Genomic DNA, 24345 nt, shown 5'->3' on the forward strand with positions numbered 1-24345 from the left:
CTCATTTCGGCATATCAGGAATTTTTGTCGTAATTGCGACCAGTACTCAAGGAATTTTCTATGGACACCAACCTGCCTGGCAAGCCTATCACCGTACTTACAGTTGATGACCATCCGGTATTCCGCCAGGGCATCGCCAGCATTCTCGAACGTCAGGACGACATGCATCTGATCGGAGAAGCAAGCAATGGCGAAGAAGCACTTGATCGTTTCCGTCAATTACGTCCCAACGTCACATTAATGGATATCCAGATGCCCGTCATGAATGGCATAGACACTATTGTCGCTATTCGCAAAGAATTTCCCGCAGCGCGCATTATCGCCCTTACCACCTATGAAGGCGATGTCCGCGCAATACGTGCAATCAAAGCAGGTGCTGCAGGCTATCTGCTGAAAAGTTCACTCAGGAAGGATTTACTCGATACATTGCGCAACGTGCATCAGGGACGACGCTGTATCCCGCATGAGTTAGCAATGGAGCTTGTAAGCTCAAACAATGCCGATATGCTGAGTAAAAGAGAAGTCGAGGTTTTGCAGGAAATCGCAGCGGGACAATCCAATAAACGCATCGCCTCAGTACTGGATATTTCTGAAGACACCGTTAAGGCGCACGTCAAAAATATTCTCTGCAAACTGGCCGCCAATGACAGAACGCACGCCGCAGTTCTGGGAATAGAACGCGGCATCATCGATTTGCGTCGTCTTAACACCCCCCCATATGCGCTCTGAACTGGCGGCACTTATCTGCATCGTTACAACGTCAGTCATTATTAATTCACATAGGTAATACGACAAAATCTGCCGCATGCCGTCCCGGCTCTTGCGATGGACGTCGCCACAACAAACGCACTTCACTTCCACTACCTGCCTGACCTTGTATCGATAATTCAGCATTGATCTGTGTCGCCCGCTCCCGCATGTTAACCACACCCCAATGCCCGCTGCGTGCAACCGAGGTATCAGGGCAACAATCAATGCCTCTGCCATCATCACTGATCGTCAAGAGAAGCGTTTCATCATCAATATGCAACCTGGCAGTAATCATGCGTGCATCTGCATGACGAAAAGCATTGACGATGGCTTCACGCCCGATGGCAAAAAACTGGTCACAGACATCCTCATCCACAGACCATGGTTGCCCCAGCAGTTCCAGTTTAAATTTCGCAGGGAAACTTTGTTCCATACGCTTACCCACTGCTTCCAATGACTCCGCCAGACAAAAGTAATCAGACTTACTGGAACGCAATCCAACTATTTCATCGCGACCAGCAGCAAGCACTTTTTCAAGATGGTCAACCGCACGCTCCAGCGGCTGTCGTGCCAGAGAACTCATCTCGACATCCTGAATCGCCGCATCCATCAGCAACACAGTGCCATGCAGCCCCTGCAGTAAAGTATCGTGCAGCGACCGTGCAACCCTCTCCCTTTCGTGCTGCCGCGCAGCCATGCGCACTTCGATCACCTTACATTGCTGCCATAAGCGCCAACGATAGATTGCGTAAGCAAATGCGATAATCAATACGGCGCACAGTAAGCGAAATGCCATCGTTTGCAAAAAAAATGGCGTAATCACCAGATCCAGCGCCGCACCCTCGTTATTCCAGACACCATCTTCATTCGCGGCGATCACACGAAAGCGATATTGTCCCGGCCCCAGATTGGTGTAAAAGGCTTCATGACGTCCTTGCGCATCTTGCCAATTCTGATCAACGCCTTCTAACTTATAACGGATCGAGGCACGCTGAGGATTTGTTAACGCCAGCGCTGCAAACTCAAAATGAAGACTGGTTGTTCCTTGTGGCAGGGTCACACTTTTTTGTAATGCATACTGTTTTCCATCAACGGACAAAGCTCTTATTTCGACTGCTGGAGCCTGCGAACTGCGGCGAATATTCGCCGGATCGATATGCACGATATTGGAAGGAGTCGTGATCCATAATCTGCCATTCTCCGCTTCCCACATCGACGGGAAAGGGCCGACTGGCGAGGTGCTGCCGCTGATGCCATCGTGGGCACCAAACAGTTCGTAATGAACCGTATCCCTTTTCCCCTGCAACAACTCGCCGACATCACTTGCAGGAATACGAAAGACACCGTCATAACCATGCAACCATAATTCGCCTCCAGCGGTTTCAACAATACCGTTCACCCCAAGAATTTTTTTCCCATCTGCCGTCCGCAACATGTGGAAGCGGCCTGAATCAAAGCGTGCCACACCTTTTTCACCTGCAACCCAATAATGGCCACGTTTGTGATAAAAACTCTGGACGTTTCCCAAGTCCAAGCCATCCTTAAGACCATAGATCTGCACTTTTCCCTGGTCAATCACAGCAAGCTGATTGTGTACATAGCCGATCCAGAGACGCGCCAACGCATCTGCAGACATCACCAAAGGCCGGTCTGCCGATAACCCGGGGAAGCGTTCGTGCGCGTTTGCCCATATTCCCGACTGATATATCCAGATACCCTTATTGAGAAAAGCGGCCCACCACGCACCATTCCCATCCTGCGCTAATGCACGCATATCCACACCATCCCTGACTAATTCAGGAGGTATCTTAATCAGCGAATCCTGTTTTCCCTCGCGTGACCAGATGCCTGACGCAGTACCTAGCCGTACGCGACCGTCATTGCCAAAGGCGGCGGTTTTAAAATGTATTTTTAATTTTTCTGCGATACGAGCATTTGCATCAAGATGTACAGTTCCGTTCATCCAATCACCAATCCAGAGATCTCCCGCAGTTCCGGGAATGATCGCTGCATGGTAAGTTGGCTCGGCATCAGGCGACAATGGTTGCAGACGATTCGGATGAAAACGATCCAATCCTTTCGCGGTACCTATCCAGATATTTCCGTCCCTGTCTTCATGAAATGTCTGTGGGGAATTGCCGCTCAATCCCTGTTCAATTCCCATACGCATTCTTGAATTTGCGATCAAATCAGGAGGCATTTTTTCCACGCTGGACTGGCGTAATATCCACATCCCGCCACGACGGTCAAACCACATGCCGCTTCCAGGTAAATCAGGATGGGCACCAGCTATTTTTTTACGTGGATCCTTAGACAATCGATAGTTACCATCTTTGCCATCTGACGCCCAGATTGTGCCGTCTGGCCCCTCTGCAAGCGACCACAACTCGACCGATGTCGGGCTCGCCAACTGAAACATTCCCTGGCCTTGGTGACGATAATAAACGCCAGCCTCGGTTGATACCCATTGTGTACCGACGCGATCAAACAGCACCTGACGTACTGCAGTCGGATGAGGATCAAAGCCGACATCTTTTCCTATCCGTTGCCAACGACCAGCCTCGAGACAGGCAAGACCAAGCGAACTTGTCGCCCATATTTTCCCATCCGGTGCGCGGGCAAAACTCATTGCTGCTCCCGGGGGAAAACCATCACTTACACGATAATGGGTAACCTGCCCATCCTTAAAAAAACTGGCACCACCAAAGCGGTAACCGACCCACAAACCACCATCCGGTGGCGCATAGATTGGTAGCACATTCGTTGACAACAGCGGTGTTCCATCAATGTTATCCATCCGTACAAAGCTGCTGCCGTCAAAGCGGTAAAGACCTGTCTGGGTTGAAATCCAGAGCCAGCCATCGCGGCTTTGTGTAATCGCCTGCACATCCGCCGGCCCGCCATCTGTCGCAGTCCATGCCTTATGGGTATATTCATCCAGCAAACCAGCATGAGCAAGACCTGTCCAAGCAAACAAAAATGTCAGGCATGACAAAATAAAAGCACAAGCCAAACGTCGCTGGCTATGATTCTGGCGATCACATGTCTGCATCTCTTCTGGTACCACCACAAGTCCCCGTATTCAATTTTAAAAATTCAAAACAATCTTTTTCATTCGCATCAAGCAGTTCTGGCGAATCACCACTGGCCGCTCAGATGTGACGTCTGACATTACACCAAAAGTCATTGCTCTGTAAGCAACATATCTTGCCATATACGCCACATTTACAAGATTTCTTCCTAAATTTTATTTAAGGAAAAGATCGCAAACCACGCTCAGTAACAAATCACTCTGGCCTCGGCATCCGAATGCTGCATCACGATTTGCTTACGGGTGTCGTCTTTAGACGCAGAGCAAACGCAGCTAAGGAAGTCAAGGCAGCCATACCTGTCACTGCAATCCATCCCCATTGCGCCAAAAGTATGCTACCTGCAGATGCGCCAATCGCCATACCGATAAACATACCAACGAATAACACCGCGTTCAGGCGACTACGCGCTCCGGTATCAATTCCATAGACAATGGTCTGATGGGCAACGAGTGTCATCTGTACACCAAGATCAAATCCGATGGTGCCAATAATAAGCAGCCACAACTGCGTATCAGGAGAACACCATGAGCCGATACTCATTAACGCAAACGACAGTGCCGCCAATCCGGTGCCAAGGCGCGTTACCATTTCTGGCCCCCGCTTATCAGCCAGATGCCCGGCAACCGGAGCTGCAAGCGCACCAACAGCGCCAGCCAGGCCAAACGCACCCGCAACCGCGCTTCCCATATGGAATGGTTCACCATGGAGCATCACTGCCAGCGTAGACCAGAATGCACTAAACCCCATCGACAACACACCTTGCGCGAGTGCCGCCTGACGCAATCGCGCATGGCGACGTAAGAGGTCCAGCAGCGAGGCAAGCAATGCTCTGTAAGAAAGATTGGTTGTCGGCGAAAACCGAGGTAAGCCCCGCCACATCGCTATCCCTATTCCAAATACACTCACCGCAGCAATGACAAACATGACGCGCCAACCAAAGCGCTCGGCAACGAAACCACTGACGACACGCGACAACAAAATACCTAGCAACAAACCCGTCATCACGGTACCGACAACTTTTCCACGCCGGCTTTCATGCGCGAGCGTCGCCGCTGCCGGAACAATATCCTGCGCCATCGTCGCCGTCAGCCCGATAGCCAGACTGGCAACTAAAAGTACATCCAACGAATGAGAAAAAGCCGTTGCGAGCAGCGCCAATACCAACAAGGCCAGTTTTATCAGAATAATCTGACGCCTGTCATGACGATCGCCCAAAGGGGCTAACAGCAAAATACCCAAGGCATAACCTAACTGAGTCAAGGTTGGTACAAATCCAATATTGACGTCGCTGACACCGATATCCTTCGCCAGAGTCCCTAACATGGGTTGGCTGTAATAAAGTGAAGCGACAGATAAACCTGCGCCACTGGCCAATAGCAACACCAGCGACGACGAAGGCTGCTGGCTTTGAGAATCGGTACTCGTTCCGATCTGAGGTGATTGCGTTTTAGCTGATGTGGTCTGAATGGAAGGCATAGCGAATTCCCCGTTAATTGTTGATGATGCACATTTTGATTGCGATCACAAAAATACGGTAGTAGCATTGATTGAACACATGTTATACGTTAAACGTATGAAAAAATCCGTCATTCAACTACCTGATAGCACACCTGCTACATCTCTACTATCCAGCTCCGGGGACAGAATAGAGTTAATGCAGACCTTTGTACGCATCGTGGAAGCAGGCAACCTTTCGGCAGCCGCGAGCCAGTTAGGGACAACGCAACCGACGATCAGCCGCCGCTTGCAAACATTAGAACGCTCGCTCGGAGTCCGCCTTCTGCATCGCTCCACCCACACCATGCGACTCACGACCGATGGTGAGCGCTGCTACCAGCATGCCAGGAATTTATTAGAGAACTGGGCGGCGTTCGAATCAGATCTGCGTGGTTCTGGTCAGGAGCCAGCGGGCATGTTGCGGGTGGTCGCGCCACATGCCTTTGGTCAGGAGCGTTTTATCAAACCGCTTGCCGACTATCTGAAACGCTATCCAAAAGTGAATGTGGAATGGTTGTTGCACGATGATATCGCGATTGGTGATTTCATCTCTGACGGGATTGACTGCGCGATCCAGGTGGGGGAAATCAGTGACTCATCACTGGTTGCGATCAAACTAACCGAAGTCCCACGTATCGTAGTGGCGTCTCCGGCTATTCTCGACAATAAAGCATTGCCGCAGCAGCCCGCAGAGCTTGCGGCTCTACCCTGGCTGGCATTGCGCACCTATTATCGTAACGAAGTACTCCTGCGCCATAAAACTACGGGGGAAGTACAACGTATTGCGATTGCGCCACGAATGAGTACAGACAATCTGTATGCGTTGCGCAGCGCTGCACTTCAGGGACTAGGCGTCGCAGTCAGTTCAGCATGGATCATGGAAAACGATCTCGCCGCCGGACATCTGCAGCATCTGGCGACGGCATGGCAGGCGGATCCACTACCCGTTCATCTGGTCTATCCTTATGCGCGCTTCTATCCAGCCCGTCTGCGTTGCTTCATTGAGGCAATCAGAGTGGCAGTTGAGACGCCGGTGGCTACTACGTAACGCAACAACAGCGAGCAGCATCTCTGCGTTCCAGCTCAATCATCATGAGAACGAAACGCATCCGTCTTCGTCTAGCCGCTAATCGTCGGGGTGAGTTTATTTTGCTAGTCCTTTAGTATTGAATCTGAAGAGCAAGCACTTTCGGAATTTATTAATTGACTTTTCAAGTCAAAAATCATGACTTCTTGTGATTGAATCTTCTCGTGAAATCTCGCAATCGACGCCTCTTTTGCAGTTCCGTCGAGCTCCACTTTATTTGAAGAAGCACTGATCAAGTCGATCGATACATTCTTCTTATATTCTTCCTGAACAAAATCTGTCAGGTGCTCAACTCGCCACCTTCGAATATACATTTCTATCGTCGCTTTTCTTATCCATTTCCCAATTAAGGAACTTACACTATCAACATTAATTGGCTTATCTTCAGCAATTAATTTATCAATTGCGGCTTGTACATCGACATAGCGTATCTTCATCCTGGTCATACAATATCTCACCTACATAAATTAGCTCTTACGAAAGTAAAATTGAAAATCTAAAAGCCAATGCTTTTTTTTAACATTTACCTAGCTCTATAGACTGAATTCGGCAGCACCAAGCAGTTTCTTAGTTCAAACATTTTTCATCCGATATCGCAGCTAGAATTGTCAGTATTTTTTTGATTTAGAAATTTCCAGAGAACCTGTTTTACGCTCGATAGCGAACTATCGTCGTCACTATTACTACCAGATGAAATGCAAGATGCTTTAACAAAACGTAAACAGGTTCTGATAGTGGGTGAAATTTCTACATACAACCGATTCAGAATCGATAATTGTAGGCAGCACCGATCATATGCAGGCTAGTTTTCCAGGTACCTTGAGTAAGCTCCCCGTTGCCAGTGCACCCACTGATCAAAGGTGAACAGGAATTTTTGTAGCTTCCACTTGCGTTCTGAAAGTGCAAATAGGAATACGCCAGATCAACAGATGAGTTGCTATTCAGCTTCCAGTTTGTACCGAATGACAGCTGCACGCGATTTGCATCTGGCAACGCTGGATGACGCAGTGTATTGCCTGCAACTGGAGACTGATCGTATGCCATACCACCGCGCAGCGTGAATTTTTCGTCGAGTTTGTAGCTCGTACCCACTGAGAAGCGCCAGGTATTTTTCCAATTCTGAAGTATGACCTCATCGCCCTGCACAGTTCCGGGAAACTGGATGTTCAGGTTTTGCAAACGTGAAGTGCGGGTCCAGGTGGCGTCCCCCATTACGGCCCACTTCGGATCGATCTGTCGGAAACCGTTAATAGAGAAAGTCTCCGGCGTGCGGATATTGAGCAATACATCAGAGTTTTTCTTGCCCGAGTTGGCGGCAATGATCTTGTTAACTACCGGATCAGTAGTCACGTTAAAGTCCCACACAGCGCTACCTGTCAGCGCGTGCGAGATCGGGGAGCGATAAGACAAGCCGAAGCGGGTGTTCTCATCCAACTGGAACAGGTAACCCAGATTCCAGCCATAGCCCCAGTCCTTGCCATCCATAGAGCCGTGACCATCTTTGACGCCAGCAAGAGTGGCCGGGTTGCCGCCAGCCGTCACAATGGCACGCAGCAGAGCAGCAGAAGCTGGGGTGCCAGCCAAAGCGGCGATCGAACCGGGCACGTCCACCCCCTGCCCCAGATTGGCCTTAATGAGCTGCGCGCTCACACCAAAGCCAAACGAATGCTGTTCATTGAGCTTGAAGCCAACAGACGGATTGAGGTTGATTGATTCCAGCTTTATATTCGTCATCGCGTAACGACCAGACCAATTATTGTCGTAGTCCAGCTTGCTACCGTAAGGCACGAACAGGCCAAAGCCAGCGACCCACTGGTCGTTGATCTTTCTGCTGACATACAAGGATGGTGCCGCCACCACGCCCGGTGCAAAGCTATCCTGGCTAGTCAGGCCACCAGAACTGGTGCCGGTGAAGCGCCTGGAGCCACTATCAGTGAAGCTCGAACGTGGTACGACGGCTGTCACACCACCCACGATCTGGGTACCTTCCAGACGGGTCAGGCCAGCAGGATTCGCAAAAATCGTGGAAGCATCAATTGCTTCAGCACCGTTGGCTTCAGCCGTACTTTGTGCCGACACGCTTTGCGAGCCGAAACGATAGCCAGATGCGTGCGAGGACAGGGATGCAGCACCTAAGGCTGCCGCGATGGTCAGAGTCATAAATTTAGGCTTCATGATGCAGTCTCCTTCGTTGTTGATAAATCTGTTGATGTGATTGTTAACCAAATTGTTATGGGTACTCATGTATTTCATTTCTGCAGCGACGTCGCCACCGTCTCTCTACAAAATCAGTTGGCCAGCCCGAACGTCTTTCGTAGACCTTTCTCGACAGGTCCGGCGGGCATGAAACGGCGCAATCTGGCAAGAAGAGACGCCTCACCTTTGGGCGTATGGCGCATCTTCCATGGGCCTAACGCGGCGTCGACAATCGTGGCAGCAACTCCATCGGGCGCGGGTGCTTTTTGGACGTTGTTTTGGATCGCCTGGGAAACGATGCCAAGCTCTTTGTTGTAGTCAGGAATTCTGGAGACGGTCTGGGGCGCGTTGATATCAAGATTGGTTTTTGTAAAAGATGGTTCAACAAGCGCCACGCGGATGCCAAATTGACGCACCTCGTGATCCATGGTTTCGGACAGTCCTTCAACGGCATGCTTGGATGCCGAATAGAGCGCCATATATGGCGCAGGCAAAAAACCCAAAACTGAGCTGACGTTGACGATGCGCCCAGAACGCTGCTCGCGCATGTGCGGCAGCACGGCCTTGATCGTACGCAAGAGGCCGAAGAGATTGGTATCAAACAAAGTCTGCGCTTCGGCAATCGAGGTTTCTTCCGTCGCGCCAAGCAGGGTCATACCTGCACTGTTGACAAGTACGTCAATGCGCTTGGCTTGAACGATGATGGTCTGGATTCCGCGCTCAATCGACGCTTCGTCCCGGATATCCATCTCAATGAGTGCTACGCCTTGTATTGCTTGCGCTGTTTCCGGGTTACGCACCGTACCAAATACCCGACATCCCAGTCTGGCAAATTTCTCCGCAGTGGCGCGCCCAATGCCGGACGACACACCGGTAACAACGACAACTTTAGAATTCGACATAGCAATTCCTTTTAGTGTAAGCAAATGTGGATGAGCAAAAATTCAGCGTTGCGATGGGCTTGGCCTGATCTTGAACCAGATGGAATACATCGCAGGCAAGAACACCAGGGTCAGAATTGTTCCCGCTAATGTGCCGCCGATCAGTGTGTAGGCAAGTGTTCCCCAGAATACGGAATGGGTCAGCGGAATGAATGCCAGGACTGCTGCCATTGCCGTCAGAATCACGGGACGGGCACGTTGCACGGTGGCTTCGACAACAGCACTGAATGGTTCCAACCCAGCCTCTTCGTTTTCACGGATCTGCCCGATCAATATCAGTGTGTTACGCATCAGGATGCCCGAGAGCGCAATCAGCCCAACCAGCGCGTTAATACCGAACGGTTGCTGGAACAAAATCAGGGTTGGCACCACACCGATCAGTCCCAGCGGACTGGTCAGGAACACCATGACCATCCCCGAGATCGAACGGACCTGAAGAATGATAACGAGCAGCGTAAGCGCTATCATGATAGGAAATAATGGCAGCATCGCCGTAGAGGCCTTGCCGGACTCTTCGATCGAGCCCGCTTGCTCAATCCTGTACCCAGGCGGAAGCTTGTCAATAACAGGTTGTAGCTGCTTCATGATAGCGGCGGACACATCTGGCGGTTGCAGCTCTTCGGCGATGTCGCCACGCACAATGATGGTAGGTGTACGGTCACGACGGCGCAGAATAGGATCTTCCATGCGGACGTCGACATTGCCGATCTGCGACAGCGAAATACGTTGCCCGGACGAGCCAACCAATGTAAAACCAGCGATCTTCGCAGGGTCGAGACGGATATTGCCGGCCGCACGGCCAACCACCTGCACAGAACGGATATCCTCGCGCACCTCCGTCAGCGTTGCTCCGTTTAACAGGAACTGCAACTGCAATGCGACTGACGCCGAAGTCAGCCCAACGTTTTGTAGCCGGTCCTGGTCAAGCGTTAAGTGCAAGGCAGGTACGCGCGTACCCCAATCCGTGTTGACGGTCCGCATCATCGGACTTGCGTGCATGATGGCCTCGATTTGTGCGGAGATCGCACGCAGCTTCTCCGGATCCGGCCCCATGACGCGGTAGGCCACAGGGAATGGCGATGGTGGACCAAACACAATCTGGGTAACACGCACACGTGCCCCAGAAGCCAGACCATCAGCTACCGCTTGGCGCAGCCTGAACTTGAGAGCTTCGCGTTCCTTGTCGTCACCCGTGAGCACGACGATCTTCGCAAAAGAGGTATCTGGTAACTCAGGAGACATCGCCAGGAAGAAACGTGGAGCACCTTGACCGATGTACGATGTCACGATTTTGGCCTCCTTCTGTTTAGCGAGCCAGGCTTCTACCTTTGCAGTCGCGGCACTGGTCTGCTCAATCGACGTACCATATGGCATCTGTACTTCTACCAACACCTCTGGCCGGTCTGAGGTCGGAAAGAACTGCTTTTTGACCATGCCCATACCGACGACCGCCAGTACGAATGCCGCAACGACAGCTCCTGCTACTAACCACTTGCCGGCGATTACCCGTCCTAATACCTGTCGGAAGCGGTTGTAGTGGCGGGTATTGTAGATAGCGGCGTGCCCTCCTTCGACTTTTTGAATGTCTGGCAACATCTTCACACCCAGATAAGGTGTAAATACGACCGCCACGATCCAAGAGGCAATGAGAGCGATACCGACAATCCAAAACATATTGCTGGTGTATTCACCTGCTGTGGAACGTGCAAATCCATTTGGCATGAAACCGATGGCTGTGACCAGCGTGCCGGAAAGCATCGGGGCTGCTGTATGGCTCCAGGCATAAGCTGATGCGGCAGCACGGTTATACCCTTCCTCCATTTTCACTACCATCATTTCGATGGCGATGATGGCATCGTCTACCAACAAGCCAAGTGCCAGAATCAGCGAGCCCAGAGTGATACGGTCAAAGTTCTTGCCGGTAGCTGCCATAATAACGAACACAGCAGCCAGCGTCAGCGGTACGGCCGCTGCAACCACGATACCTACACGCCACCCCATGCTGACAAAGCAGACGACCAGCACAACGAGCAAGGCGACGAAAAACTTCACCATGAACTCATCCACTGCCGAACTGATGTTGACGGACTGGTCGGTCACCTTGGTCAGGGACATTCCCAATGGAAGACTGTTGTTGATTTTGCTGATTTCCGCCTCAAGCGCAGCACCGAGATCAAGCCCGTTCCAGTCGTCGCGCATGACAACTCCCAGCAGCAATGCGGGTTCTCCGTTGTTGCGGACCTGGAAGGTAGTCGGGTCTTCATAGCCGCGTTCGACAGTCGCCACATCCGACAGCTTCAGCGTCCGCCCCTGCGCAGCAATCGGGGTTTGCCGGATTTTTTCCAGGTTATCGAACGCGCCATCGACGCGAAGGAAGACCTGCGGCCCCTTAGTTTCGATGGAACCGGCAGGGGTCAGCACGTTCTGACTGTTGAGTGCGGTGAAAATATCTTGCGGCGTGACGCCCAGTGTGGCCAGACGGTCATGGGAGAAAGAGATAAAAATACGTTCAGGTTGCTCACCGATGATGTTGACCTTCTTCACACCCGCGACATGCAACAGTTGCTGGCGTAACGTTTCTGCGTCGCGCACCAGCAAACGCTGCTGCTCGCCCTTCGCTTTAAGAGCAAGAAGCGCAAACGTGACGTCAGCATATTCGTCATTGACTATCGGCCCGATGACGCCGGCTGGAAGCTTTTTGGTCTCGTCACCAATTTTTTTTCTGGCCTGATAGAACTGCTCCTGAACCTCCGACGGTGGCGTCTTGTCGAGCAGAGACATCATCGTGAACGCCATACCGGGGCGGGTATAGGTTTCGGTGCGATCATACCAGCGCAACTCCTGCAGACGCTTTTCCAGTGGCTCTGCGACCTGATCCTGCATCTCCTTCGCCGTTGCCCCTGGCCACACGGTGACTACAGTCATTTGTTTGATAGTGAACGGAGGATCTTCCGCACGTCCGAGTTTGAAGAATGCAAGAATGCCTGCGACTGAAATCAGGAAAATCAGGAACAGCGTAATGGATCGCTCGCGTACTGCAAGCGCCGACAGGTTGAAACGACCTTCACTCATGGCGTTACTCCTGACGTTGCTGCAGTGGCTTGGCTGGCTACCCGTACCAACTCACCTTCGCGCAATAAGTGTGTGCCAAGTGCGACAATCCGATCACCCTGCTTGAGTTGACCGGTAACAAACCCACCGTCATCATCCAGACGCTGAAGCTTCACTGCGCGCCGGTAAACTTTTGCCGGTTCCCCTTCGACAACCCAGACTCCTGGTCCATTTCCGGCGTCAAAGACGGAAGCAATCGGCACGCGCAAGCTATCCTGTGTGATAGCTTGCGCACTTTGGATCTGTATGGTGACGGTCGCGCCCAACGGAGCGTCTGATAGATCGCCATCAAGCACGTAGCGCGCTTCATAAGTACGCGTCAGCCGATCTGCCACCTCTGAAAGTTGCCTGAGTTTTGCGGGAACTGCACTACCCTCTTTACCAAATAGTGTGGCCTGAGCGACCGAACCGACAGCAGGACGCAAGGTTTCCGGTAACTGGACGACGGCTTCGCGGCGTCCGGCGCGGGCAATGCGCACCACCACCTGACCTGCATTGACGACCTGGCCTGGCTCAACCAGGGTTTCCATGACGACGCCGTCAGCATCCGCCACCAAGTCTGCATAATGAGTAGCGTTACGCGCAACTTCCGCCTGAGCTTCGCTTGCATTGAGCTGTGCCTTGGCGGCATCTGCCGCAGCCTTGATCTGGTCGTAGGCTGACGACGATATTGCACCGGTTCCTCGAAGGTCGCGGTAACGGGATTCCTCCCCCGCTGTTTGCAATGCCCTTGCCTGGGCAGCGGCAACTGCTTCTTGCTGCGCATGGGCTGCCAGCTTCAAATCTGCAGGATCAATGCGCATCAGCACCTGCCCCCGTTTGACTTTTTGCCCCGTATCCACCAATCGATCCAATACCTTGCCAGAAACCCGGAAGCCAAGATCACTTTGTACTCGGGCGGCTACGGTGCCAGTAAATGCGCGTGATGCTGCGACCGAACTCTGGACGGTAGCGACCCTCACCAGCGGTGCTTCGGTACGCGGATCAGATTGCTGTTTTACACCACAAGCGACCAGCGCAAACGGCAATGTCGATACGACAGCAGAAAAAACGAGGTGACGAAACATAGGAATCCCACATATAACTGAACAGGATTCCAATTTTGAGACTAGTGACCAATTATGTCAACAGTCACAATTAAAATATAGCATTTATGGCGAGAGACTTCGCAGGATTAAGCTGGATAGTTGTGCCGGCGCATCAGCGGTGGAGTCAAGGCTGTGTTGCAAGATCAAAGGATTGAGATAAGGGCGGAAGACGAGATAAATTGCCGCAACAGTCTCATCCAGCGGTGTCTTGCGCTCAAACTCACCCGTCTCGCGCCCCTGACTTAAGACGTCTCGCAGCAACATTTTGATGCGCGCTTCATAGGTGCGTACCGACTCCCAGTTTTCAGTAGCGGCAGAGGCTGCAATGTCATAAAGCTTACGATCTTCAAAAAAAAGACGGAGACTGGATTCGACAATAGTCTTAAACATACGCCGGAATTTCTCTGACGGATAACCGCCTCCATCAACGGCCGTCCTGACGTCTGTCTCAATCTCATGCAGGCAATTTGCACAAATCAGTTCGCCAATGGCCTGTTTGGACTCGAAGAACTTATATATATACGCTTTAGAAAACCCAATAGCCTTTGCAAGATCAGAGACCGTGGTCTTTTCGTAACCATACAGCCGGAAGTGCTGGGTGGCGGCGATGACGATCTGATTCCGCACTTCGTGCTCAATGGGGCCGCGGGTAGTGCCTGAATGGGTGCCAGCGATAGTGGTCGCGGTAATCGCCGTTGCAATGGCAGCGGTGCTGGCCATAGTGGTTGTGGTGGTTATTTTACTCATGCTAATAGCTTACCTCTTAAATTCAGCTTACACAATAAGTGACTAATTTATGATATAGTCACTTCAAGTTACCTCAATTTTTCCTTTTAGTTAGCCCCTTCACTGTACGGGAGATGTCCATGCCGATTAAACGCTCTCTTTTAATATTCGTCACCACCAGTCTTGCAACGGGTTGCGCTGTCGGGCCAGATTACATTCAACCTTCCCCTGTCATGCCAGATCGATATTTGGGTCATACCGCGATTGAGCAACGGCATGCCAAAGTCACCGCTGACTTCAGTGTCTGGTGGGAAAGTTTTGGTGATCCACAACTGACCCGCTTCGTAAAAACTGCTATGGAGCAAAATCTGGATCTTGCTCAAGCATCCGCCCGTGTCACCCAGACGCGAGCAGGACTCAACACAGCCAATGCTGCATTGCTACCTTCCGGCACCGTCAATACTCAGGGTGCACGCGCCTATCAGTCGGTTGAAACGCCACTGGGGCAAGTCTTGAATTCAAAGCCTAATTTCGATCGTCACGGTAACGCTTACGATGTTAATCTCGGCGTAGGCTGGGAACTGGACGTATTTGGCGGTGTACGTCGCGCCAGGGAAGCGGCACTCGCCGAATATCAGGCTTCAGAGGCTGGCGTCGCAGCGACACGGCTGACAGTGGCCGCGCAAACCGCCGACATCTATATCAGCATCCGCGGCCTGCAAGCTCGCCTTGATATCGCCCGCAAGCAAGTGCAGACCCAAAAAGACTTGCTTGCCACGATCAATCTTCTTTACAGCAAGGGACTGGTCGCTGAACTTCAGGCGCGACAAGCCGAAGGCGCGCTGGCGCTGGCACAGGCATCGGTGCCGATTCTCGAAACAGGTCTGGATACAGCCATGAATGCGCTGGATGTCATGTTAGGTAAACCGCCTGGTACCTACCGGGTAGAACTGGCAAATGCTGTTGCAATTCCATCGCCCCCACAGATTGCATCAAGCGGCTCGCCGGGTGATTTACTCCGGCGCCGCCCCGACCTGATCGTGGCAGAACGCCGCCTGGCTGCGTCGAATGCCCGTATTGGCATGGCTATCGCTGAGTATTACCCCAAACTCTCTCTTAGTGGGCTCATCGGTAGCACAACCTCGGTTTCTGCTGGCAACTTATTCACCAGCGGCGCCAGCCAGGCAACTGGTGCGCTGGGTCTTCGCTGGCGCTTGTTCGATTTTGGCCGTATCAATGCGCAGATTAGCCTGGCCAAGGGGCAAGAAGCCGAAGCCCTGGCAGCATACCGGCTCGCCATGTTGCGGGCGACCGAAGATGTGGAAAACGCTTTCTCGGCCCTGGTAAAACGTGAAGAGCAAGCCAGTATCCTAGCCCAGGGTGTGGTTTCTCTGGAACGGGCAAGAGGCGCCTCGCTTGCAGCCTATCAAAAAGGGATCGTCAGCCTGATTGAAGTCTTGCAAGCGGACGAAAACTTATTACGTGCCTCAGACATGCAAATACAAGCGCAAACTGAATCGGCACGCACAGCAGTCGCGACATTCAGGGCGCTGGGCGGTGGATGGCAAAGCGACTATCCCGAAGCTATCGCACGCAGATAATCCCAACAAGTGCAAACAAATACGCGCGTTAGCCCTGGTCGAGATAAAAACGCATTATCTCTTGCAGATTCGATTCTGACGATAAACCACGTTTACTGGGCGTTACTTACCAGTTGGATGGTGACTTTTAGCAACCAATCCCTTTTGAACGCTTCAAGGTCAGAGTCGATTTTCCCAAGCTTGATGAGACCTTCTGAGTAAGCGAAGTCTTTGTAAAAAATCACCAGATTTCCCCAGGGAGCGTAATAAGTGATATCGCCAATTGCCGGTTCGCCCCCGTCCACGCCAATTCAACTCATTCCGACACAAAATAGCATACTGAACAATTCAGAAAAACAAAAAAGCCCTTGAAAATCAAAGGCTTTTTTTTTGATTTTGGCGGAAGCTGCGTAATGTTATTAAAAAAGATAAACATGTTTAATATCAAACGTTATGAAGCGGGCGAAGTGTAGCCTACGATGGATATGGTTTTCTTCTTCGATGTCTTTGACTAGCCTGCCCGCTTCGATGGTTTTCATCATTCCGATGATCTGTGTTTCTGTAAATCTGCTCTTACACATCTCTACTTTGGCATATGAGTTTGCCTCAAGAACACTGATTATGCGTGGCTGAATTTTACGGGAAGGTTTTACCCATAAGCTCATTCGTTTCGGCCTGTAAGGCGTGTTTCAAAAACCTTTCAGCGGCTTAGGTATTTCTATGGGCAGAAGCGAAACGAATTTTGCGCCATGCTTCGATTTCTTCGTCAGTGTTCCTTGGCATACTACATTGCGGCACGCGCAAACATCGCCGCTAAGTGATCGATAAACAGTCGCACCCTCGCCGGCAAATGTCTGCGCGATGCGTACAACACTTGCACAGGGGCGCACTCACCAGTCCACTGTGGCAGCACTTCCACTAAACGGCCACTGGCTAACTCGTCCGAAACGTCGAGGAAAGACCTGCGCACCAAGCCCATGCCTGCAAGCGCCCAGTCGTGGGCAAGTTCGCCATTATCCGTCGCAAATCGCCCCTTGACCCTTATGGTCGTCTGCAGCCCCGTATCGCGCTGCTCCAAACGCCAGTCTGCATGGGATGCACTGTTGCGACTCATCACAATGCAATCATGCGCAACCAGCTCTGCTGGCGTCTGGGGTATGCCACGTTGGTTCAAATAGGTTGGTGCGGCACAGATGATACGGCGATTATCCGTGAGATACCGCGCAATCAGCCGCGAATCAGGTGCACCGCCAATACGCACAACGCAATCCAGACCGCCCTCTATCAAATCGACAAGTTGATCTGTCAGCGTCAGTTGAACAGACAACCTTGGTGCCATCACCGCCAGCTCAGCTAAGGCCGGTCCGATCCAACGACGACCCAACGCCACTGGGGAAGATACCCGCAACACGCCCTGCGCCTCTTGCCGGACACTGCCCACGGCGGCCTCCGCATCAGCTACATCGGCCAAAATCGCCTGACAGCGTTCGTAGTAGATTACCCCCTCCTCCGTCAGCGCCAAACGACGAGAGCTGCGCTGCAACAGTCGAACGCCCAAATCCGCCTCCAGACGTGTTAGTCGCTTACTACCCACTGCCGGAGAAAAACCAAGATCACGCCCCGCCGCAGACAAACTACCGCAGGCCACCGTGCTCACAAACAGGCGCATATCGGCTAACTCTACCATGGAAGCCTCTCAATCTTTTCTAAAATGGAACAGATGCTTATGCATTTTCATCCATTTTATTCCAATTTAATAAAGATAAAAATAGCGATACGCCAGCAAGTGGCTGACGAATAATCGTTAAAGGACATATCCATGAGCACTTTTCAACTTCACCAACTAGTCGTTGCCGTCATGATCACACTTATGGGCAACGCCGCCAGTGCGGCCGACAGTTCCGCTCTGCCTAACGCACCCTCCGTTATCGTCGATAAGGGCATTGCACCCTCGCAGCAGGAATCTATGAGCCTCGCCGCCCGTCGCTACTATGCCTTTTGGAACACGGGCGATGCCAGTTTCGCCAAAGCTGCGCTTGACAGCAACTTTATCGACCGTACTTTGCCGCCCGGCCGCCCACAAGGAATTGAAGGCCCCTTATTTGCGTCCCGCAATTTTCGTGCTGCCGTACCCGATCTCGTTACTTCGGTCGATGAAATGCTCCTTGTCGGAGACCGCGTGGTGGGCCGTCTGCATTTCACCGGGCACTTCACCGGGCACTTCAACGGCGTACAGGGTAAGGGCCAAAAAGTAGATTTCATCGCAACCGATATTTATCGGATTGCCGATGGGCGTATCGCCGAGAACTGGCACCTGGAAGACAACCTGACGTTGTTGCAACAGTTGGGCATTGTCGGTCACTAATTCCAACAACTAAAACCTAGGAACTATCATGTCACTCAAAGACAAACGAATTGTCGTCATCGGCGGCAGTTCGGGTATCGGCCTGGCCGTTGCCCGTGGCGCTGCCGCGCAAGGCGGGAAAGTCCACATCGCTGGGCGGGACGCCCACAAGCTAACCGCAGCCGCCCAGGATATCCCTGGAATCATTACCGAAGTGCTCGACATACGCGACGAAAAACAAGTCGCTGACTTCTTCGAGCATATTGGTACGTTTGATCACCTCGTCGTCACCGCTGCCGCCCCCATCGGAGCCTCGCCACTCGTCACACAAAATTTCTCAGCCCTACATGATGCGGTGGACAGCAAGCTCTACGGTAGCCTGCTCGCGGCCAAGTACGCAGCACCGCGCATCCGTGACGGTGGTTCCATCGGCTTGACCTCTGGCATGTTGGCTCGCAAGCCTACGATCAATGCCCTCGCCAAAACGCTCATTAACGCTGCACTCGAAGCAGCCGTCCGGCAATTGGCAAAGGAACTCGCTCCATTACGCTTTTACGCCGTCAGCCCGGGGCCCGTCGATACTCCCAACTGGACCCATCTGGACGAGAATTCCCGTGCCGCCGTATTTGACAAGCTCAGTAGCACTCTACCAGTTGGCTTTGTTGCCAGTCCCGAAGACACAGCCGCGGCCTACCTCTTCGCCATGCAAGCCCGTGCCCTCACCGGCACGGTAATCGATCTCGACAGCGGCGCATTGATCGCCGGATAAGGAAATATACATGCCAACTCCACACGCCTTTTGGCCCGATAACATCCGGCTAGTAATTTCCGTCTCCATGCAGTTCGAAGCAGGCGCCCAAAGCGAACACAACAATGGCTCACCGTTCCCAGTCATGGAGCAAAGCCTGCCCGATCTACCCGCACGGACATGGTTCGACTACGGCATCTATGAAGGTATCCCGCGCCTGCTCAACTTATGGGACAAACACAACATTAAAGTCACCTCGCACATGGTGGGTGAAGCGGTGCGAAAACATCCTGAACTAGCGCACGAAATCGTCGCCCGCGGCCACGAAGCGGCCGCACACGGGCAAACCTGGACTCCACATTGGACAATGGACCAAGCGACCGAACGTGCTTCCTACGAAGCCAATATTGCTGCCATTGAAGCCGCCACTGGCACACGTCCTACTGGCTTCAATGCGTTTTGGCTACGCGGCACCCCAAACACGCTGAGCATCCTTGCCTCACTCGGCTTTCGCTATCACATCGATGATCTGTCACGAGACGAACCTATGCGCACCCAGATCAATGGTCTACCCTTCGCCATCGTACCCTACACACTGCGCATGAACGATATTGCTCGCTTCGGCGCTGAAGGTCCGCTCACCGCTGCTGCATTCGGGCAAGAACTCCGTGATGAATTCGACCAGCTCTACTCAGAATCTGCCACACGGCGTCGGATGATGTCGATATCCACCCACGACCGCATCGCCGGCACGCCAAGCCGCGTCAAAGCTCTGGACGACTTCATCACCTACGCCAAGAGCCATCCTGGAGTCGTCTTTCTGCGCAAGGACCAAATTGCCGACCTCGCTCTCACCTTGCCCAACGTACCAGAACGTGTCTATCTCGATTGAGTCGTCTACTGTTTAAAGGTGTTAGTGCAAAATAAGGCGCAGCGGCAACTTCGCGCTGCGCACTTTAACAAGGTCTGCATAAAATCACGATAAATAACATACAGCCCAGCTGCGTTGATGCTGAAACTGGCCTTTCCCGACGTCACAGATACTTCCGCCAGGCGCACTTTAGATTTTCAAACTGAACCAGGCTGAGATAGCCCACGGTAGAATGTCGCCGTGTAGATAGTAAACCTTTCTACTTATTCGACCTATTGGCTATCAATAAATCTCCAGCCACTAGTGCGAGAAACAGTAAAGCTACGGACACAGGAGTCGTTAGTTGAGGTGTGAAGGCGATGGAAAGGCTGCTCAATGAGCACCGATTTTTTACTTTCGGTGTTGTGGCGAGTACGTGATCGAGTACATCATTCGCACGGCCAGCGGCATTTTATCGATCGCCAGATCACCAACTTTAGAAATAAATTGCTCAAGCGATGTGATGGTCTGATGCTGACGTTTTGGATTGGAGAGCGAAGGGACTTTCTTTTCAAGCCACTCCAGCGCAACCTCGCGAAATGTCTGCGCCATCTTTACGCGCTCAACCGGGGCTTTTTTACGCTCAAAATTTTTCAGGAGGACATCAGCAAGAGAAAGATCGGGATATTTTCCATACGTGATCGTCGTGCGCCGGCCACCAACATCACAATCGCACTTCCATGATTTTGATCCAGCGACAGAGATATAGAGATATAGCCCCTCGATGTCGCGGATTTTATAGGGCTTGTCCTTGGATTTTGCAGCGTCAATCTGCTTTGTCGTGAGTGCCATGGCAAAAGTAGGTAACTTTTTTAAGTTACCTACATTCCACCTACTTCCTACCTTTTACATAGCTTTACGTCCGTTTGCGAAACATAACGCTAAGAGCGTTGATTACACAAAGAAAAAAGGGGTGAAATCTTTCTTGATTTCACCCCATTTTTTACATGTTTTTGGCGGAAGCTGTGAGATTCGAACTCACGAAGGCTTTAACACCTCGCCAGTTTTCAAGACTGGTGCATTCAACCGCTCTGCCAAGCTTCCGAGCCTCGCATTATATCCTGATAGCGATACGCAAAACAAGCCTCGGCGACGATTTTTTGCCTTAAAAGACTTTACCGATCAGTTTCACAATCTCTTGCGGGGATGTCGGCCTTGAAAACAGGAAGCCTTGCACTTCATCACAAGATGTGGCACTCAAAAATTGATACTGATCCGTTGTCTCAACCCCTTCCGCAACAACCTTCAGCTGCAGTTGGTGCGCCATAACAATAATCGCACTCGCAATCGCACAATCACTTGCATCAGCAGGGATGCCCTGCACAAAAGAACGGTCAATTTTGATGGATGAGATTGGAAAGCGCTTCAGATACGAAAGACTGGAATAGCCAGTGCCAAAATCGTCCAGTGCAAGACTAACGCCGAGTGCAACCAGTTGCTCCATAATCGCGATCACACTCTCGGTGTTGTGCATCAGCATACTTTCAGTGATTTCAAGTTCCAGCCAGTCTGGTGAAATCTGATATTGCCGCAGTACCGATTCAATTTTCGATGGTAAGCCACTGGTGAATTCATTGGCCGACAGATTGACTGCGATTCTGAACGGAGTCAGGCCTGCATCCTGCCATGACTTCGCTTGCTGGCAGGCGGAACTTAAGACCCAGGCATCAATTTGCAGAATCAGCCCAGTCTCTTCAGCAATGGAAATAAATTCCACTGGAGAGATTAAACCGCGCTCAGGATGCTGCCAACGCAGCAAAACCTCAACGCTAACCAAGGTACGCGTCTGCACGTCGATCTTCGGTTGATATACCAGGAAAAACTCTTGCTGATGAAGCGCTTTGCGCAAGCCAGACTCAAGGAATAACTTTCCGGCAATGTGTGCATCCATACCCTGACTGTAAAACGCATAACTACCCGAAATACCAGCACCATTGCGCTTTGCTTTAAACATCGCAATATCTGCACGTTGCAACAAACTATCTGCGTCCATTCCATCCTCCGGAAACAGACTGATACCGATACTGGCGCTGACGCGTAGCTCATGTATGCCGATATCAAATGCAGCATCAAGGGACGAGAGAATTTTTTGCGCGACAAGACTGGCGTGATAATACTGATTCACATCGGTTAAAGCGATGGCAAATTCATCGCTACCCAAACGGGCAATAATGTCTTCGTTTCGCAGAGTTTGCTGAAAACGTCTGGCAACCTGCATCAACAAAGCGTCGCCAATCTGGCGCCCGAAAGTATCGTTCACAGGCTTAAAGCGGTTTAAATCGATAAAGAGCAACGCACCACTTGTTTGTTTACGTCGCAATTGCTGCAAAGACTGATCAACCAGTTGTTTAAACAAACTACGATTGGGAAGCTGCGTCAGGGTATCGAAATAAGCAAGGCGATTAATTTTTAGTTCTGCCTCTTTGCGTTGGGTGATATCGCTGAGATATCCGACAATGCCGACCGGCTGATTATCCTGACTGATGAGCGTAGACAAAGTCAGGCTGGCCCAGAACACCTCTCCTGACTTTTTTCGGCGGCGCACCTCCATCTCACGACCACCATGCTCCAGAAAATGATCGAAAAACGCTGACGTTCCTTCATCTGACTCTTCATTGTCATACAAGAACAGAATATTTTTTCCGAGCACTTCGTCAGAGCGATAACCAAATAATTTTTCGGCACCACGATTCCAGCTCAGTATGAAGCCAGCCAGATCCATCGTAATCACCGATTCATGAATCTGATCCAGTATCTGCATCTGCAACATATGTTGTTGCAAATTCATATCTTGTTGCTGCAAAAGATGCTGACGTTTAGCAAACAGGCGGGCAGTCAACACGGCCAACGCATTCACTTTTTCCAGATCCGCCTCGGAATAAACACCCTGTTTAGCGGCGAGCAGATAATAAGTCTCCGGCGAAACAGAAACACAAAATCCCTGCCCGGACATTCCAGACGCAACGGTACCTCGTTCGTAACTGACCGCCCCATCAGAAAATAAGGTATGCGCAATCCGGTTAATTTCACTGTCCAGATCACGCCCATCCAGGCTAAGAACAGCCTCACCCAAAGTGACGCCGAGACTCAGATTAAGTACATCAACAGATGTTTCCGTCATCACATATCCCGGCAGACCTGATTGACCCAAACGTACGCGTCACAAATACAAGCGTAATAGCTGTCTGCATCTAATTCCAACAATCTCGTTTGTTCGTTTAACGCCATGGTGTTTGTGCGGTCCGCGAGTTCAACTAAACAAAGGTACTGCCCCAGTTTTCCAGATCTGTATAACAACGCGTGCAAAATATCCTCACGCAATTGCAAAGGCTGAAGTACCTCCGACAACGCACTGCCGAACAATTTATCCAACAAGGAAAACATACCGACCATAAATGCACCATCCAGATCGTCTTTACTTGCACCAAGCTTCTGAAATACAGCTTCCATCATACTGGCGCGAAATGCGGCTCGCGCCATCAAGGGGTTAAGCGCACCACCCAGATCCTGTTGACGCGCATATAACAGCAACTGTAACCAGCGCTGCAATTGCCTGCGACCTAATAAACTGATGGCTTGGCCAAAGGATGAAACGCGCACCGATTGACTGAAAGCGGCGGAACTGACTAATTTGAACAGCATGAAAGACAAGGTGGGATCTTGTTTTATTAAATTTTCAAGTTCATCGGAGTCGGCATCACGGGAAAGCAATCCCAGTAATTTCAGCAAACGCGTGCGGGCCGAGCCATCCACCGCTTTATTTTTTGCTGGAGGATTAAACGCATAATCTCCTGAAAACAAAGTAAAGCCTGCTTGCTTTGCTTGCTCCAACTCTATCGAAGACGAGAGTTGTTTCGCCCAATGCTGACCGCTGCTAAGACGTGTGATCCAGGGCCTGCAACTTAATGGCACACCATTAGTACAGTCGACCGCAACATGCCGGGCATCCGTCCAACGCAATTCTGTTTGCGCATTTAACTGATCAGTGACTATTCTGAATCCGTTATTGACGATGTCATTCAACTTGGCGTGATTCGACTCTTCAGCACATAGTTCATCAGACACGCAGAGCACGATCCGGGAGCCAGACAGACTGGTATGCAAATCTGCTGGTATTTCTTGGAGATCCTTCACAGAAACGAAATAGCTGATATCAGCAAGTCTGTCGAAAAAACTTGTGTTCTGCCAGTGCTCCAGCGTTCTGAATACAACGCTCTGCGACATGGCACCAAAATCCGGGTAAATCGCAGACAACTGCTGCTGCGAATTCATGAC

19 protein-coding genes and 1 tRNA gene are annotated in these 24345 nt (G+C 51.4%); 6 read left to right on the plus strand and 14 right to left on the minus strand.

All coding sequences use genetic code 11. The features are described 5' to 3' along the window. The first annotated feature begins 60 nt into the window (after positions 1-60). Entirely contained in the window at positions 61-729 is a 669-nt protein-coding gene (locus tag Undi14_RS16990) for a response regulator transcription factor (RefSeq protein ID WP_200181782.1), read from the plus strand. A 46-nt stretch (positions 730-775) separates the two neighbouring features. On the opposite strand, the gene Undi14_RS16995 is transcribed toward Undi14_RS16990, so the two are convergent. Next, positions 776-3727: a sensor histidine kinase gene (locus Undi14_RS16995; protein ID WP_200181784.1), complete on the minus strand. Its 2952-nt coding sequence runs from the start codon at positions 3725-3727 to the stop codon at positions 776-778. A gap of 340 nt (positions 3728-4067) precedes the next feature. After that, a complete protein-coding gene (locus Undi14_RS17000; RefSeq protein WP_200181786.1) occupies positions 4068-5318 on the minus strand; it encodes an MFS transporter in 1251 nt (416 codons plus the stop codon). Positions 5319-5415: 97 nt separating this feature from the next. On the opposite strand from Undi14_RS17000, the gene Undi14_RS17005 reads away from it, so the two are divergent. Next, positions 5416-6387, plus strand: coding sequence for a LysR family transcriptional regulator (locus tag Undi14_RS17005; RefSeq protein ID WP_200181862.1), 972 nt, complete (start codon positions 5416-5418; stop codon positions 6385-6387). A 104-nt stretch (positions 6388-6491) separates the two neighbouring features. Here Undi14_RS17005 and Undi14_RS17010 read toward each other — a convergent pair whose 3' ends face one another. The 6 genes from Undi14_RS17010 to Undi14_RS17035 all read right to left on the minus strand — a co-directional run bounded on the left by Undi14_RS17010 (position 6492) and on the right by Undi14_RS17035 (position 14509). Beyond that, complete coding sequence (locus Undi14_RS17010) at positions 6492-6863, minus strand: DNA-binding protein (RefSeq protein ID WP_200181788.1); 372 nt, start codon at positions 6861-6863, stop codon at positions 6492-6494. A 325-nt stretch (positions 6864-7188) separates the two neighbouring features. Continuing rightward, positions 7189-8601 (minus strand): OmpP1/FadL family transporter, encoded by a 1413-nt coding sequence (locus Undi14_RS17015; protein ID WP_200181790.1) that lies wholly within the window; start codon positions 8599-8601, stop codon positions 7189-7191. A 113-nt stretch (positions 8602-8714) separates the two neighbouring features. Then, entirely contained in the window at positions 8715-9524 is an 810-nt protein-coding gene (locus Undi14_RS17020) for an oxidoreductase (protein WP_200181792.1), read from the minus strand. 42 nt (positions 9525-9566) lie between these two features. After that, positions 9567-12635 carry an efflux RND transporter permease subunit gene (locus tag Undi14_RS17025; protein WP_200181794.1) on the minus strand — a complete coding sequence of 1023 codons (3069 nt, stop codon included), beginning with the start codon at positions 12633-12635 and terminating at the stop codon, positions 9567-9569. Continuing rightward, the gene (locus tag Undi14_RS17030; RefSeq protein WP_200181797.1) at positions 12632-13741 is read right to left on the minus strand and encodes an efflux RND transporter periplasmic adaptor subunit; all 1110 of its coding nucleotides are present in this window, start codon (positions 13739-13741) and stop codon (positions 12632-12634) included. The genes Undi14_RS17025 and Undi14_RS17030 overlap by 4 nt, the downstream gene beginning before the upstream one ends. An 84-nt stretch (positions 13742-13825) precedes the next feature. Then, entirely contained in the window at positions 13826-14509 is a 684-nt protein-coding gene (locus Undi14_RS17035; protein WP_234030659.1) for a TetR/AcrR family transcriptional regulator, read from the minus strand. 119 nt (positions 14510-14628) lie between these two features. Here Undi14_RS17035 and Undi14_RS17040 point away from each other — a divergent pair, with 119 nt between their 5' ends. Then, a complete protein-coding gene (locus Undi14_RS17040; protein WP_200181799.1) occupies positions 14629-16089 on the plus strand; it encodes an efflux transporter outer membrane subunit in 1461 nt (486 codons plus the stop codon). A gap of 92 nt (positions 16090-16181) precedes the next feature. Here Undi14_RS17040 and Undi14_RS17045 read toward each other — a convergent pair whose 3' ends face one another. Together Undi14_RS17045 and Undi14_RS17050 are read right to left on the minus strand one after the other, a co-directional pair. Continuing rightward, the gene (locus Undi14_RS17045; RefSeq protein ID WP_370589969.1) at positions 16182-16373 is read right to left on the minus strand and encodes a cyclophilin-like fold protein; all 192 of its coding nucleotides are present in this window, start codon (positions 16371-16373) and stop codon (positions 16182-16184) included. Between the two features lie 479 nt (positions 16374-16852). Then, the gene (locus tag Undi14_RS17050) at positions 16853-17755 is read right to left on the minus strand and encodes a LysR family transcriptional regulator (RefSeq protein ID WP_186883480.1); all 903 of its coding nucleotides are present in this window, start codon (positions 17753-17755) and stop codon (positions 16853-16855) included. Positions 17756-17887: 132 nt separating this feature from the next. Here Undi14_RS17050 and Undi14_RS17055 point away from each other — a divergent pair, with 132 nt between their 5' ends. From Undi14_RS17055 to Undi14_RS17065, 3 genes are read left to right on the plus strand one after another with little or no spacing between them, the layout of a single operon-like run. Then, on the plus strand, positions 17888-18433 hold the full coding sequence (locus tag Undi14_RS17055; protein ID WP_186883481.1) for an ester cyclase: 546 nt from the start codon (positions 17888-17890) through the stop codon (positions 18431-18433). 28 nt (positions 18434-18461) lie between these two features. Beyond that, the gene (locus Undi14_RS17060; RefSeq protein ID WP_200181801.1) at positions 18462-19181 is read left to right on the plus strand and encodes an SDR family oxidoreductase; all 720 of its coding nucleotides are present in this window, start codon (positions 18462-18464) and stop codon (positions 19179-19181) included. A gap of 10 nt (positions 19182-19191) precedes the next feature. Continuing rightward, the gene (locus Undi14_RS17065; RefSeq protein ID WP_200181803.1) at positions 19192-20052 is read left to right on the plus strand and encodes a polysaccharide deacetylase family protein; all 861 of its coding nucleotides are present in this window, start codon (positions 19192-19194) and stop codon (positions 20050-20052) included. A 369-nt stretch (positions 20053-20421) separates the two neighbouring features. On the opposite strand, the gene Undi14_RS17070 is transcribed toward Undi14_RS17065, so the two are convergent. From Undi14_RS17070 to Undi14_RS17085, 4 genes are all read right to left on the minus strand, one after another. Further along, positions 20422-20862 carry an Arm DNA-binding domain-containing protein gene (locus Undi14_RS17070; protein ID WP_186883484.1) on the minus strand — a complete coding sequence of 147 codons (441 nt, stop codon included), beginning with the start codon at positions 20860-20862 and terminating at the stop codon, positions 20422-20424. A 162-nt stretch (positions 20863-21024) separates the two neighbouring features. Next, positions 21025-21114: transfer RNA gene (locus Undi14_RS17075), tRNA-Ser, on the minus strand. A gap of 61 nt (positions 21115-21175) precedes the next feature. After that, complete coding sequence (locus tag Undi14_RS17080; protein WP_200181805.1) at positions 21176-23191, minus strand: bifunctional diguanylate cyclase/phosphodiesterase; 2016 nt, start codon at positions 23189-23191, stop codon at positions 21176-21178. Next, positions 23191-24294, minus strand: a complete 1104-nt coding sequence (locus tag Undi14_RS17085; RefSeq protein ID WP_234030660.1) for an HDOD domain-containing protein — start codon at positions 24292-24294, stop codon at positions 23191-23193. The genes Undi14_RS17080 and Undi14_RS17085 overlap by 1 nt, the downstream gene beginning before the upstream one ends. Positions 24295-24345: the final 51 nt, after the last annotated feature.

Origin of the sequence: Undibacterium sp. 14-3-2, assembly GCF_016595265.1 — a bacterium.
In the GTDB taxonomy this organism is placed as follows: domain Bacteria; phylum Pseudomonadota; class Gammaproteobacteria; order Burkholderiales; family Burkholderiaceae_D; genus Undibacterium; species Undibacterium aquatile.

What these genes read in the sequence shown, in the direction of transcription:
- Undi14_RS16990 (WP_200181782.1), top strand. Translation starts at nt 61, where the DNA reads ATGGACACCAACCTGCCTGGCAAGCCTATCACCGTACTTACAGTTGAT.
- Undi14_RS17000 (WP_200181786.1), bottom strand. Translation starts at nt 5,318, where the DNA reads ATGCCTTCCATTCAGACCACATCAGCTAAAACGCAATCACCTCAGATC.
- Undi14_RS17005 (WP_200181862.1), top strand. Translation starts at nt 5,416, where the DNA reads ATGAAAAAATCCGTCATTCAACTACCTGATAGCACACCTGCTACATCT.
- Undi14_RS17010 (WP_200181788.1), bottom strand. Translation starts at nt 6,863, where the DNA reads ATGAAGATACGCTATGTCGATGTACAAGCCGCAATTGATAAATTAATT.
- Undi14_RS17015 (WP_200181790.1), bottom strand. Translation starts at nt 8,601, where the DNA reads ATGAAGCCTAAATTTATGACTCTGACCATCGCGGCAGCCTTAGGTGCT.
- Undi14_RS17020 (WP_200181792.1), bottom strand. Translation starts at nt 9,524, where the DNA reads ATGTCGAATTCTAAAGTTGTCGTTGTTACCGGTGTGTCGTCCGGCATT.
- Undi14_RS17025 (WP_200181794.1), bottom strand. Translation starts at nt 12,635, where the DNA reads ATGAGTGAAGGTCGTTTCAACCTGTCGGCGCTTGCAGTACGCGAGCGA.
- Undi14_RS17030 (WP_200181797.1), bottom strand. Translation starts at nt 13,741, where the DNA reads ATGTTTCGTCACCTCGTTTTTTCTGCTGTCGTATCGACATTGCCGTTT.
- Undi14_RS17035 (WP_234030659.1), bottom strand. Translation starts at nt 14,509, where the DNA reads ATGAGTAAAATAACCACCACAACCACTATGGCCAGCACCGCTGCCATT.
- Undi14_RS17040 (WP_200181799.1), top strand. Translation starts at nt 14,629, where the DNA reads ATGCCGATTAAACGCTCTCTTTTAATATTCGTCACCACCAGTCTTGCA.
- Undi14_RS17050 (WP_186883480.1), bottom strand. Translation starts at nt 17,755, where the DNA reads ATGGTAGAGTTAGCCGATATGCGCCTGTTTGTGAGCACGGTGGCCTGC.
- Undi14_RS17055 (WP_186883481.1), top strand. Translation starts at nt 17,888, where the DNA reads ATGAGCACTTTTCAACTTCACCAACTAGTCGTTGCCGTCATGATCACA.
- Undi14_RS17060 (WP_200181801.1), top strand. Translation starts at nt 18,462, where the DNA reads ATGTCACTCAAAGACAAACGAATTGTCGTCATCGGCGGCAGTTCGGGT.
- Undi14_RS17065 (WP_200181803.1), top strand. Translation starts at nt 19,192, where the DNA reads ATGCCAACTCCACACGCCTTTTGGCCCGATAACATCCGGCTAGTAATT.
- Undi14_RS17070 (WP_186883484.1), bottom strand. Translation starts at nt 20,862, where the DNA reads ATGGCACTCACGACAAAGCAGATTGACGCTGCAAAATCCAAGGACAAG.
- Undi14_RS17080 (WP_200181805.1), bottom strand. Translation starts at nt 23,191, where the DNA reads ATGACGGAAACATCTGTTGATGTACTTAATCTGAGTCTCGGCGTCACT.
- Undi14_RS17085 (WP_234030660.1), bottom strand. Translation starts at nt 24,294, where the DNA reads ATGTCGCAGAGCGTTGTATTCAGAACGCTGGAGCACTGGCAGAACACA.